This is a genomic window from Nocardia sp. NPDC003482, from assembly GCF_053588115.1.
Genome location: NZ_JBSFPI010000001.1, coordinates 179,896 through 192,529, shown reverse-complemented (window position 1 = coordinate 192,529; position 12,634 = coordinate 179,896). Strand labels below are relative to the sequence as shown.

General features: G+C 69.1%; 12 protein-coding genes. 2 read left to right on the top strand and 10 right to left on the bottom strand.

The features are described 5' to 3' along the window. Positions 1–7: 7 nt before the first annotated feature. Together ACWDSJ_RS00865 and ACWDSJ_RS00860 are read right to left on the bottom strand one after the other, a co-directional pair. Positions 8–1,192: a CaiB/BaiF CoA transferase family protein gene (locus tag ACWDSJ_RS00865; RefSeq protein ID WP_450029010.1), complete on the bottom strand. Its 1,185-nt coding sequence runs from the start codon at positions 1,190–1,192 to the stop codon at positions 8–10. Between the two features lie 18 nt (positions 1,193–1,210). Next, a complete protein-coding gene (locus ACWDSJ_RS00860) occupies positions 1,211–2,566 on the bottom strand; it encodes an LLM class flavin-dependent oxidoreductase (protein ID WP_450028606.1) in 1,356 nt (451 codons plus the stop codon). Between the two features lie 58 nt (positions 2,567–2,624). On the opposite strand from ACWDSJ_RS00860, the gene ACWDSJ_RS00855 reads away from it, so the two are divergent. Continuing rightward, on the top strand, positions 2,625–3,293 hold the full coding sequence (locus ACWDSJ_RS00855; RefSeq protein ID WP_450028605.1) for a GntR family transcriptional regulator: 669 nt from the start codon (positions 2,625–2,627) through the stop codon (positions 3,291–3,293). Positions 3,294–3,419: 126 nt separating this feature from the next. On the opposite strand, the gene ACWDSJ_RS00850 is transcribed toward ACWDSJ_RS00855, so the two are convergent. Continuing rightward, positions 3,420–5,057: an acyl-CoA synthetase gene (locus ACWDSJ_RS00850; RefSeq protein ID WP_450028604.1), complete on the bottom strand. Its 1,638-nt coding sequence runs from the start codon at positions 5,055–5,057 to the stop codon at positions 3,420–3,422. 219 nt (positions 5,058–5,276) lie between these two features. On the opposite strand from ACWDSJ_RS00850, the gene ACWDSJ_RS00845 reads away from it, so the two are divergent. Next, entirely contained in the window at positions 5,277–6,137 is an 861-nt protein-coding gene (locus ACWDSJ_RS00845; RefSeq protein ID WP_450028603.1) for an oxygenase MpaB family protein, read from the top strand. Between the two features lie 60 nt (positions 6,138–6,197). On the opposite strand, the gene ACWDSJ_RS00840 is transcribed toward ACWDSJ_RS00845, so the two are convergent. The 7 genes from ACWDSJ_RS00840 to ACWDSJ_RS00810 form a co-directional block, all read right to left on the bottom strand. Further along, positions 6,198–7,133, bottom strand: a complete 936-nt coding sequence (locus tag ACWDSJ_RS00840; RefSeq protein WP_450028602.1) for a cutinase family protein — start codon at positions 7,131–7,133, stop codon at positions 6,198–6,200. 110 nt (positions 7,134–7,243) lie between these two features. Continuing rightward, entirely contained in the window at positions 7,244–7,888 is a 645-nt protein-coding gene (locus ACWDSJ_RS00835; RefSeq protein WP_450028601.1) for a dihydrofolate reductase family protein, read from the bottom strand. An 86-nt stretch (positions 7,889–7,974) separates the two neighbouring features. After that, positions 7,975–8,292, bottom strand: coding sequence for a hypothetical protein (locus tag ACWDSJ_RS00830; RefSeq protein WP_450028600.1), 318 nt, complete (start codon positions 8,290–8,292; stop codon positions 7,975–7,977). A 302-nt stretch (positions 8,293–8,594) separates the two neighbouring features. Beyond that, complete coding sequence (locus ACWDSJ_RS00825; protein ID WP_450028599.1) at positions 8,595–8,888, bottom strand: hypothetical protein; 294 nt, start codon at positions 8,886–8,888, stop codon at positions 8,595–8,597. A gap of 99 nt (positions 8,889–8,987) precedes the next feature. Then, on the bottom strand, positions 8,988–10,232 hold the full coding sequence (locus tag ACWDSJ_RS00820; RefSeq protein ID WP_450028598.1) for a SpoIIE family protein phosphatase: 1,245 nt from the start codon (positions 10,230–10,232) through the stop codon (positions 8,988–8,990). Between the two features lie 2 nt (positions 10,233–10,234). Further along, positions 10,235–11,044, bottom strand: coding sequence for an alpha/beta fold hydrolase (locus ACWDSJ_RS00815; RefSeq protein WP_450028597.1), 810 nt, complete (start codon positions 11,042–11,044; stop codon positions 10,235–10,237). Between the two features lie 96 nt (positions 11,045–11,140). Further along, on the bottom strand, positions 11,141–12,430 hold the full coding sequence (locus ACWDSJ_RS00810) for a cytochrome P450 (RefSeq protein WP_450028596.1): 1,290 nt from the start codon (positions 12,428–12,430) through the stop codon (positions 11,141–11,143). Between the last annotated feature and the right edge of the window lie 204 nt (positions 12,431–12,634).

Below are 12,634 nucleotides of genomic sequence, written 5' to 3'. Positions count from 1 at the left end.
CCTTCTCTCACAGCACGCCCCGCGCGCGCAGGGCGTCCACATCGGCCGTGCTCAGGCCGAGCAGTTCGCCGTAGACCTCGGTATTGTGCTCACCCAGGCGCGGACCCAGATGGGCGATCTCGCCCGGGGTCTCGGACAGTCTCGGCACGGGGGCCTGCACGGTCATCGGGCCCAGTTCGTCGTCGTCGACTCGCACGAAGACCTCGCGGTGGCGTAGTTGCTCGTCGTTCACCAGGTCTTCGATGTCGTAGACCGGCGCGGCGGCCACCTCCTCGGCCTCGAATACCGACATGGCCTGGGCCAGTGTGTGTTTCGCCACCCACTCGGCCACCACCTCGTCGACCTCCCGGGCGCGGGCGAGGCGGCGCTGCGGATCGGAGAAGTCGGCGTGGTCGACCAGGTCCGCGCGGCCCATGGCGCGAAACACGCGCAGCGCCAGGGCCGGTGAGCTGCCGGACATGGCCAGCCAGCGGCCGTCGGCGGTACGGTAGGTGTTGCGCGGGGCGGAGATGTCCCATCGGTTGCCCGCCCGGGTGGGAACCAGGCCGAGCTGGTCGTAACCGAGCAGGGTCTGCTCGAGCAGGCGGGCCAGCGGATCGATGAGGTTGATATCGATCAGTTGGCCGGGGCCGCCGTGCACGTCGCGATGGTAGAGGGCCATCATGATCGCGTAGGCGGCGTTGAGCGAGGCGATGCCGTCGGCCAGCATGAACGGCGGCAGCGTCGGCGGGCCGTCGGCCTGACCGGTCAGGTGCGCGAAGCCGCTCATCGCCTCTCCGAGCGTGCCGAAGCCGGGGCGTTCGCTCTTGGGTCCGGACAGGCCGTAACCGGTGATGTGCAGCATGACGATCCGGTCGTTGACCGCGCGCAGGCTCTCGTAGTCCAGCCCCCACCCGCGCAGCGTCCCGGGGCGGGTGTTGGCGATGACCACGTCGACGTGTTCGACCATGCGGCGCAACAACTTCTGGCCCTCCGCCACCCGCAGATCGAGGGTGACCGCGCGCTTGTTGCGGGAGATGGACTTCCACATCAACCCGACCCCGTCGCGCTGATTTCCCCAGCCGCGCAACGGATCCCCGCGACCCGGCTGCTCGACCTTGATCACATCCGCGCCGAACTCGCCCAGATACGTGGCCGCCAGCGGCGCCGCCGCCAGCGTCGCCAGATCCAGGACCCGGATCCCGCGCAACATCGCCGCGTCCCCGGACATCTAGGCCGCCGATCCCGCGGGCCGGTCCAGGCCGAGATGATCGCGCAGCGTCGTGCCCTCGTACTCGGTGCGGAACAGGCCCTTGCGCTGCAAGTGCGGCACCACCAGGCGGACCACGTCCTCGAACGCGCCCGGCAGATGCGTTGCGGCCAAGACGAATCCGTCACAGGCGTCGCTGTGGAACCACTCGGCCATCTGCTCGGCGATCTGCTCACCGGTGCCCACGAAGCGGGGCCCTTGCAGCAGGGTGGCGCGGTGGCTGGCCAGATCGCGCACGGTCACCGTGTCGCCGCCGATGTGTCTGCGCAGGTTCTGCACCAGGCCGCGGATGCCCGAGACCGACGCGATCAGCTCGTCGGTCACCGGATCGTCCGGATCGTGTTGGGCGAAGTCGTAATTCATCAACTCCGACAGCAGCGTCAGCGAGGCGGTCGGATGCACCAGGTCGTCGAGCAGCATCGCCTCGCGTTCGCGGGCGTGCTGTTCGGACTCGCCGACCACCGCGTAGGCCATCGGGCAGATGCGCACCGCGGCCGGATCGCGGCCCGCGTCGGCGATACGGGCCTTCTGATCGGCGTAGTGGTCGCGGGCCACCTCGAGGCCGGGATCGCCGGTGAAGATGAGTTCGGCCCAGCGCGAGGCGAAGTCGCGGCCCCGGCCCGACGAACCCGCCTGCAACAGCACCGGGCGGCCCTGTGGGGTGCGCGGGACGGTCAGCGGGCCGCGCGCGGACAGGTAGCGGCCGCGGTAGCGCAGTTCGCGAACCTTGGTGGGGTCGGCGTAGATTCCCGCGGCGCGGTCGTGGACGACGGCGTCGTCGTCCCAGCCGTCCCACAGTCCCGCGACCACCTCGAGGAATTCGTCGGCGCGGTCGTAGCGCTCGTCGTGCCCGAGGTGGGCCTCGACGCCGAAGTTCTGGGCCTCGCTGTCGTTGACCGAGGTCACCACGTTCCACGCCGCGCGGCCGTGGGAGAGGTGGTCCAGCGTGGCGAAGGTGCGCGCGACGTGGAAGGGGGCGTAGTAGGTCGTCGAATACGTCGCGCCCAGGCCGATTTTCGTGGTGGCCTGCGCGAGCACGCCGAGCACCACGCCCAGGTCGAGCTTCACCGGGCGCGCCCCGTAGCGGACCGCCTCGGCGACCGAACCGCCGTAGATGCCCGGCATCGCCAGCCGGTCGTCGAAGAACATCAGATCGAAGCAGCCCTCTTCCAGCTGCCTGCCGATCTTCGCGTAATAGGACGCGTCGAGATAGCCGTGCTCGGTCGCCGGGTGCCGCCACGACCCGGCGTAGACCGACGTGCTGCCTGCCTGCATGAACGCGACCAGGGTCATCTTGTCACCGCTGCGAACCGCCATAATTAACATGTAACATCTGATATTTCAGATATCAAGTGTCAGTTGTTAGACTGCCGCCATGGCAGCTGTCGACATCTCCGGCACGGTCCGCGAACGCGCGGCCCGCGAACTGCGCGACCGGATCCTCACCGGCGCGCTCCGGCCGGGAAGCCGGGTGGATCTGGACGCGATCACCGAGGAGTTCGCGACCAGCCGCACGCCGGTGCGCGAGGCGCTGCTGGAACTGTCCTACGAGGGTCTGGTGCGGATCGCCCCCCGCAGCGGGATCACGGTGATCGGCATCAGCGCCGAGGACATCGTGGACAGCTTCACCATCCTCGGCGTCCTCACCGGGCAGGCCGCGGCCTGGGCGGCCGAGCGCGCGACCGACGACGAGCTGCGCCAACTCCGCGACCTGGCGGCCGAGGTGGCCGCGAAGTCCGGCGCGGCGGAGATCGGCGAGTCGAATTGGCGCTTCCACCAACGGATTCACCGCGCCGCGCAGTCACCCCGACTGCTCACCCAGATCCGTCAGGCGGTACGGGTGGTGCCGTCGAATTTCCTGACGGTGTTCCCGGAGCACGAGAAGCATTCACTCGACGACCACGAGCGGTTGCTCGACGCCCTCGAGGCCCGCGACAGCGGGCTGGCGCGCAGGGTCGCCGAGGCACATGTGCTCGACGCGGGAAGATCGCTCGCACGCTGGCTGGACGAGCAGGCCGACGCCGCGCAGGCGGTCGACCAGTAAACCGCCCCCCTGACCCCAGGTACACGAACCCAGCCGCACCCTTTATTCGGATCCGCACCCGTTGTAGGGCCCCGCAAGGGGTGCGGATCCGAATAAGGGGTGCGGCTGGGTTGGTCGGCCTGGGGGTCAGGGGGTTTCGAGGTGGCGGCGGAGGAGTTTGCCGGTGGCGTTGCGGGGGAGTTCGTCGATGAAGATGATGTCGCGGGGGACCTTGTGGCGGGCCAGGTGGGATTTGATGTGGGATTTGATCTCGTCGGGGTCTCGGGGGGAGTCGGGGGTGGGGACTATGAAGGCGCGCAGGCGTTTTCCGAAGTCTCGGTCGTCCACGGCGACGACGGCGGCCTCGCGGATGTCGGGGCGTTCGGCGAGGAGGTTCTCGACCTCCAGGGGGTAGACGTTCTCGCCGCCGGAGACGATCATGTCGTCCTCGCGGCCGTCGATGAAAAGCCTTCCGTCCGAATCGAAGTGGCCGAGATCGCCGCTGCACAGCAGGCCGTCGACGATCTCCTTGTGGCCGCCGTCGGTGTAGCCGGAGAAGCTCAGGCCGCTGGAGACGAAGATGGTGCCGACCCGGTCGGGCTCGGTGATGCGGCGGCGCCGGTCGTCGTAGAGGGCGACGCGGCAGCCGACCGGTGGGCGGCCGACCGTGCCGGGGGCGATGCGCAGATCCTCGGGCGTAGCGACGGCGGCCACGGCGACCTCGGTGGAGGCGTAGAGGTTGTAGAGGACGTCGCCGAAGGTTCGCGCGGTGCGGCGCACGAGGTCGGGCGAGAGCGCGGAGCCCGCGGCGAAGATCACCCGCAGCGCGGAGGTGTCGTAGCGCTTGAGCACCTCGGGTCCGAGGTCGACGATGCGCTGCAACATCGTGGGCACCAGAACCAGCGTCGCCGCACGGTGTTTCGCGACGGCGGCCACGACCCGTTCGGGATCGAACTTGCGTTGCTGGAACACCACGGCATTGCCCAGCGCCCAGCCGAGCGTCAGCTGGGACAGACCGGTGCCGTGGAAGGTGGGCGCGGCCATCACCATGGTGTCGTCGCGCGGCAACGGGATGCGGTCGAGGAACTGCGCCGACTGCAATGGCGAAACCTTGTCCCGCGGAGCGCCTTTGGGCATGCCGGTTGTCCCGCTGGTGAGGATGACGAGGCCGCCCGCCCGCTTCGGCGCCGGGACCGAACCGGCCGGATGGGCCTCGATCAGCGAATCGATGGTCGCGATCGCGGTCGGCGCCGCGTCGTCGGACCAGGTGAGAAATCGGGGAATCGTCTCCGGCACCGCGTCGAGCAGACCCACGAACTCCTCGTCGAGCAGCAGCGCCGCGACCCGTTCGCGCTCGGCGACCGCGGCCAGTTGCGGGCCGCCGAATCCGGTGTTCATCAGCACCACCCGCGCGCCGAGTTTGCCCGCCGCCAGCAGCGCCAGCATCATCCCGCGATGATCGCGGCACAGCACCCCGAGCACGGTTCCGGGCGCGATGCCGGTGGCCGCCAAACCCGTTGCGAGCGAATCGGATCGGACGTCGAGTTGGGCGAAGGTCAGCGGGCCGCGTTCGTCGATGACGGCGGTCGCCGCACCGCGCGTGCGGCGGGCGTGTCGCAGCACCGTCACGAACGGTCCGTAGACGTCCGCGTCGTGCATGGTCCGCATGATCTCCATCGGATGCCAGGGGTCGAGGACGCCGCGGCGGAGGAGGACCGACAGCGCCGCGAAGGGTTCGGAAACCGTCCTCACCAGATCCCCAGCCTTGCTGGATGAATTCTTCACTTATCACTCCCGCATCCGTCAGACCTCAAGCGAATATGCCTGTTGAACAGTAGATTACCCCTATACCCATCAGGATCAGATCGTCTCTACAGGTAGAATAACTAATAACTTAACGCACTCCCCGACGCCAAGGCCGTCGCGGGGGCGAAGTCCGTTGCCACGGTCGACACAGGCTGACATGATGCTATGAAGAAGCTCTCATCTACTCGCGGAGTGGCCATGTCTCGACCAGCGCAATCCCTCCGACCCCCCGGCCCGGCGGAATCCGAACCGCGGCGCGGCCGGCGCTACATGTCCGGACCCGCCGCGCTGCTCGGCGGCCCCGCGAACGTGATCATGCAGTTGAGCCATCCCCCGGTCGGGCGGGGCGTCATCGAAAGTCGGGTCGAGCGTGGCCGTTTCGATCTGCATCCCCGCAAGCGCGGGCGCACCACCCTCACCTATCTCGCCGTGGCGATGCTCGGCACCGACGAGGATCGCGCGATCTACCGGGAGGCGGTGAACACCTCGCACCGCCAGGTGCGGTCGACGGCGGACAGTCCGGTGAAGTACAACGCCTTCGACCCGCGACTGCAATTGTGGGTGGCGGCGTGCCTGTACCGCGGCACGGTCGACACCCTCACCTTCCTCTACGGCGGGATCGACGAGGCGCTCGCCGACGAGCTCTACCGGGACGCGGCGCGCTTCGGCACCACCCTCCAGATGCCCGCCCAGCTGTGGCCCGCGGACCGCGCGGCGTTCGAGGAGTACTGGAATGCCCAGGCGCGCAACCTGTCCGTCGACGACGAGGTGCGGCGATACCTGCTCGATCAGGTCGTCGATCTGGGTCCGTACGGCCGATTCGAGCGGGTGGCCTTCCGGCGGGTGAACCGGTTCTTCACGACCGGCTTTCTGCCGCAACGGTTTCGGGACGAACTCGGCCTGGACTGGGGGCCACGGCGGCAACGCGTGTTCGAGGTCGTCATGCGCACCCTCGGCCGCGTCATGATCACGCTGCCCGAACGCTGGCGGGTCCATCCCTTCGACACCTACCTGCGCGAGATGCGCGAGCGGTACGCGCAGGGCAAACCGTTGGTGTGACCAGACGGGCGGGAGTTCGAGCGGGGCCGGTGATCCCGTGATCATCGGCCCCACTCGAACTCAGGACGACCGCGCCGCGTCGATGAGGCGCTGGCGAAGCCAGGTGAGCGGGGTCAGATTGCCCGGCGCGACAATGTAGCCGGGGTAGCTCTGGTGCACGCCGGACTGGAGGAACTGGTCGATCTGGTGCTGCCGTTCCTCGTAGGCGTTCGCGTTGAGCTGATCCGACAGCAGGCCGAGGCCGCCCGCGCGCATGGCGTCGCCGAACAGGTCGCCGGCCTCCTGCTGATACCGGCCGAGTTGGGCGGCATCGGGATTGGACAGCTGGACGAAGAATCCGGCGATGCGCCCGGCGAAGTCGCCGTCGGGCATCGAGCAGTACAGGTCGCCCGCGACACAGAAGGTGTAGGTCTGCCCGGACACCCAGCCGAAGCCGCCCGGCCGGGGACCGACCGCGCCCGCGCCGGGCACCGGGGGTCCGATCAGATTGTCGGTGGGCGAGCGTCGCGGATCGGAGATCAACCCGACCAGGACGACGCGATCGGCGGGCACCACGCCGAGACCAGTGCCGATCTCGGCGGCCACGTCACCGGCCGCGTCCGCGCCCTGGCTGTAGCCGAGCAGCGCGATGCGGGTCGCCCCGCACGCTCTGCCCATGGCGGCCACCAGGTTCCGGGCCTTCACGACGGCTTCCTGTTTGGAGCGGCCGTACACGTCCCCCTCCCACGGGAAGGCGGTCGCCGCGTAGCTCACGTAGTCCACGCGCACATTGCCGGGCAGCCCGTCCGCGCTCACCGCGAGAATGCCCCGGCCCGGGTCGGAATTGGAGGTCTCCCAGGTGCCGGGGACGGCGACCACGTAGAGATCCGGGCATCCCGGCGCGGGCGCGGCCCGGGAGTCGCCCGCCCCGCCGACCTGTGCCGCGCCGATCATGAGCGCGGCAATACCCAAGGCCGCGTTGGCCTTCCACCGATTGCGTCTGCTGAAACGACCCATCTTCCGCCACTCCTCGTCGAGCCCGACTAACCGAGGGGTCCCGGTGCGACATCCACCGGAAAGGTAATCACCATTAACTTAGCAAGACGAGAGGGCTGGTGGGAAGGTTATCAGCGCCGCCAGAGGAAGTGGTGGACGACCCCGCTCGGGCTCGGGACGCGTTCGAGGTGGTAGCGGTCGGTCAGATCCTCGGGGGCGGTCCAGAGGCGTTCGCCGCGGCCCAGTTCGAACGGGGCGACGGCGATGTGCAGAGTGTCGATCAGGTCGGCGTCGAGGAATTCGCGGACGGTGGCGACGCCGCCACCGATGCGCACGTCCTTGCCGTCGGCGGCCTCGAGGGCGCGGGCCAGCGCCTCCTTCGGGGAGGCGTCGAGGAAGTGGAAGGTGGTGTCGCTCAAGGCGAACGAGGGCCTCGGGTGGTGGGTGAGCACGAACACCGGCGTGTGGAACGGGGGTTCGTCACCCCACCAGCCCTGCCAGTCGTGGTTCTCCCAGGGTCCGCGCTGCGGCCCGAACTTGTTGCGGCCCATGATCTCCGCGCCGATATTGTTGGCGAAGTCGCGGACGATGTAGTCGTCGAGACCGTATGTGCCGCCGGGCTCGGAGCGGTTGGGCCAGTGCGCGGTGGCCAGGGCCCAGGCGAAGAGTTTGCTCGGATCGGCGTGCCCGAACGGGCGCTCGGCGCTCTGCCCCTCCCCCGTGCCGTATCCGTCGGCGGACAACCCGAAATTCTGAACGCGAACCAACTGTGTCATCGAAGCACCCTTTTCTGGTTGCAATGTGCAATCGCTAGTAACCTAACCCCAACCGATCTCGAATCGCAACCACTTTCGGCCACCGGTTACGGCCGGGCCGCCCCGATGATCATGATGAATTCCGCGGCGAGCCCCACTGCGGCGATGGCCACCGCGAGGGCGGCGAGCCACTTGCCGCGGCGCGGGCCCGTGCAGCCGACGATTCCGAGCACGAGACCGGCCAGCGCGAACGGGATGCCGATGAACGGGCGGACGCCGGTCAGGTCGACGGGCAGGAAGGGCAGCAGCAGTCCGTCGAGGGCGAGGAAGATCGCGGCGACGGCGAAGCCCATGCCCTGGTGTGGTTGTGGTGGCCCCTGACCCGCGGGCGGGGCGGCATGAGCCCAGGGCTGGTGGTAGGACATCGGACGATCCCCGTTTCGTGAGAGTGACTCCCCAGCGCATCCAAGCGCATCACGTTCCCCGTGTCCAAGGCTCGCGACGATCATCGCCGGGCGCGTGCGGGTCGCCCCTCGTGGACGCCGCGATCGGCGTCGGCGAGGTGGACGCCCACGGTGTGCAGGGTCGCGCCGAGGGCCATGGTCGCGCCTCGATCGAATTCGCGGCGAGCAGGGGCCGACAATGCCCACGTTTTCGGCGGCGAAGGCGGCCGAGTACGCCGAAAAGGCCCGTGCGGCAGGGCATTCCGACCACATGCTCACCGAGATCAGGCAGCCGGGCGCGGCGGCGCTCCCCGAGGTACGCATCCACTCGGCCGCCGACCGGTGAGATCTGCTGTGGCACACCAGCCTTCGCCGATCGGCAGGCGCAGCGGGAACATGGTGGTGCCAGTGAGCCGCTGGTGTTCGGTCTCGGCGGCGATCAGGCCGAGCGCCCAGTCGAGCTGTCCGGCGGGCATGCGGTAGGTGGTGCCGTCGGTGCAGCGCAGCCACGGCACGCCGGTGCGGACCGGGGGCTCGATGCCCACGGCGGCGACGAGAATCGATCCGGCAGGCTCCATACGCGGCACGGTACGCACCGGCCGGTTGGTTCACCGGGAATTAGCCGATCGTCGTGCGCGGTCACAGTGCGCGGCCGTCGCCGCTTGTGCCGCAGCCCGTTACGGCACGTGCAAGGCCAGGACGGCGGTGTCGTCGGTGACGCCGGAACCGAACGATTCGAGCAGTTCGGTTACCGCCGAGACGATCTCGGTGGCCGACGCCGGAGCCTGGGAGCGGACGAAATCGAGGAGGGCGGATTCGCCGTAGTAGCCGTCGTCGGTGCGGGCCTCGATCAGCCCGTCGGTGTAGAGCAGCAGGGTGTCGCCCGACCGCAGGGTGCGCGTGACGGTGACGATGTCCGGTTCCGGCAGCGCGCCGATCAGCTGACCGCCCGGCGTGGGCAGATAGGCCGCGGAACCGTTGCCGCGCAACAGGATCGCCGCGGGATGACCACCGGAGGCGAGGGTGACGGTGACGCGCGGGCCCTCGGGATGATCGCGGTCGAGGACGAGCAGACCGTAGATCACGGTGCAGAAGCGCAGTACGCCGGGCTCGTGATTGCGCACCATGACCTCGTTGAGATGGGCCAGAGCGGCGGCGGGTTCGGGGTTGTAGACCGCCGCGGCGCGCAGGGTGTAGCGGATCTGCGAGGTGACGGTGGCCGCGCCGACGCCCTTGCCGCACACGTCGCCGAGGAAGAACCCCCAGGTGTCGTCGGTGATGGGGAACAGGTCGTAGAAGTCGCCGCCGACCTCGTCGACCGAGGCGACGTGATAGTGCGCGGCGGCGTCCATGCCCGGGACGGATCCGAGCGCGGCGGGCAGCAGCGTGCGTTGCAGGGTCGCGTTGAGCCGTTGCAGGCGCTCGCGGTCGCGCTCGGCCTCGCGACGGGCCCGCAGCAGTTCGGCCTCGTAGGCGCGGCGCTCGCGGGCGTCGAAGACGGTGGTGCGGATCAGCAGCGGCTGCCCGTCGTCGCCGGACTTGACCGTCGAGGTCACCAGCACGGGCAGGCGGGTGCCGTCGGCGGCTTGCAGTTCCAGGGCGATGCCGCTGAGGTGACCCCGCATCCGCAGCAGGGGTGCGAAGTGGGTCTCGTGATACAACCGGCCGCCGACGGTCAGCAGGTCGTTGAAATGGCGGCGGCCGACCAGATCCTCCCGCCGGTAACCGAGCCAGGTCAGCAGCGTGGTGTTGATCTTGGCGATGCGGCCGTCGAGCAGGGTGGACAGGTATCCGCAGGGTGCGTTCTCGTACAGATCGTCGACGTCGTCCTCCAACAGCGCTGTGAATTCCGCCCGCTGGTCGGGATCGTCCGGGTCGAGACCGAGCCGCTCGGGATCCGGGCCGCCCGCGCGGCACATCATCATCACAGGTTACGCACGAATTCGGTGATCGCGGCGGCCGTCTCCTCGGGGGCGGCGAGCTGCGGGCAGTGCCCGGTCGCGTCCAGGGTCACCAGGCGGCTGCCCGGAATGCGGGCGTGCACGAACTCCCCCACCTCGCGCGGGGCTATCGCGTCGTTCGAGCACTGGGCCACCAGCGTCGGCACCGAGACCGCGGCCAGATCGTCGCGATTGTCGGAGAGAAATGTCACGCGGGCGAACATCCGCGCGATCTCGGGATCGGTGCGGCAGAAGCTGGTCTCCAGTTCGGCCGCCAGCTCCGGGCGTTCCGGATTGCCCATGATGACCGGGGCCATCGCGCCCGACCAGCCGAGGTAGTTCGCGTCCAGGGATTCGAGCAGTTCATCGATGTCGGCGACGCTGAAGCCGCCCCGGTATCCGGTCGCGGGGTCGTCGAGGAAGCACGGGCTCGGCGCGAGCAGCACCAGCCCGCGGAACAACTCCGGTTCGGCCGCGGCGGCCAGCACACCCATCATCGCGGCGACCGAATGTCCCACCAGCACAACGGGTTCCGGCCCGGCCGCGCGGCACACCTCGCGGACGTCCTCGGCGTATCCGGCCATGGTCGAGTACCGCTGCGGCGTCCACGCCGACAGATCCGATCCGCCCGAGCCGACGTGATCGAACAGCACGACCCGGAACCGCTCGGCCAGCACCGGCGCCACGAGGCGCCACAAGCCCTGGTCGCAGCCGAATCCGTGCGCGAGGACCAGCGTGGGGGCTTCCGGCGGACCGGTGACGACCACCCGATTCCTGCGCAAGACGTCGCTCATTCATCCCATCATTGCAGAGGGCCGCCGCTCGGGGAGTTTCGGGCGACACGCCGCCCCCCGCCCGTGACCGCGCGCGGTCACGGCGACGGGTCGGGCTCAGCGGAGGGTCAACGGCGGGGACGGCGGGAACACGACCGGCAGCGCCGCGAGCGCGCGATGGAACGGACCCGGCCGCCAGGTCAGCTGGTCGGCGGGCACGGCCAGATCCAGATCGGGCAGGGCGTCGAACAATTCGTCGATCGCGCGCTGCACGGTCAGGTACGCCACCGATTTCGCCGGGCACGCGTGCGGGCCGATGCTCCACGCCAGATGCGAGCGGTTGCCGACGCGGCTGCCGCCCGGATCGCCGTCGCCGCGCACCTCCGGATCGTTGTTGCAGCCGGCCATGCTGATCAGCACCGGCTGATCGGCGGGCAGCCAGACGCCGCCGATCATGATCGGCTGACGCGGGTAGGTGGTGCAGAAGTTCGCCATCGGCGGGTCGTTGAACAACACCTCGTCGAGCGCGTCGACCGTGGACAGGTTGCGGCCGAGCACATCGCCGTAGCGGAACCGCTCGTCGGTCATCATGAGCAGCAGCCCGTTGCAGATGAGGTTGCGCTGCGCCTCGAAACCCGCGCCGTAGAAGCTCATCAGCTGGGCGAAGACCTCGACGTCGTCGAGACCGACGGGGTGGGCCGCCAGGCGCGAGGTCACGTCGTCGCCGGGCTGTTCGCGCTTGAGCCGAATCAGTTCCATCAGTGCGACTTTCAGGATCTGCATGCCCTCCGCGCCGCGCGCCGGTTCGAACCGGGCGGCCATGCCCGCGGCGACCTGCTCACCGATGTCGGCCGGGCAGCCGACCATCTGGTTGAGCACCTCGAGCACGAGCGGAAAGGCGTACTGCCGCATGAGATCCGCGGAACCGTCGCGGCAGAAGTTGTTGATCAGCGGGATGGCCACCCGCTCGACCATGCCGGGCACGGCGTGCAGATCGATGCCGTCGATCGCCGCCACCGAGGGCTGCCGGTAGCGGGCGTGCGCGGCGCCGGTGTTGTAGCGCGCGGCGGGCAGCCAGGCCATCATCGGGCGGACCGGCGAGTCCTGCGGGACGGTCTTCTGCCAACTGCGCGGATCGGACGGAAAGTGGTCGGGGTCGTTGAGGATTCGCAACGCGGTGTTGTACCCGATCACCAGGGTCGCGGGCACGCCCGGGGCGAGCTCGACCGGGGCCAACGCGCCGAACCGGCGGCGCATCTCGGCGTAGGCGGCGTGCGGATCATCGACGAATCGCTGAGTGTAGAGCGGAATTCGCTCCTCGGCGTAGGCGGCGGCGCCGTGCGCGACGGGACAGCCACCGGGTGCGCCCTCGGGTGCGGAATGTGTCGCTGAGTGTGGGGTGGTCAACGAGATGACTCCATACAGTGGAACGGAAGGGTCTCGAACTGTTCGGTGGGCAGGGCGATTCGCCCACCGAAGCAACATAGCAACGGTTTGCTGTCCGCACGGCACGTGCGGGCGATACGGTCCGGAAGGTACCCTTCGGTCCCGAATGTGACCGAAGGGCATACGGTTCCACGATTCCGACGATCCGGACCTTTCCACCTGGAG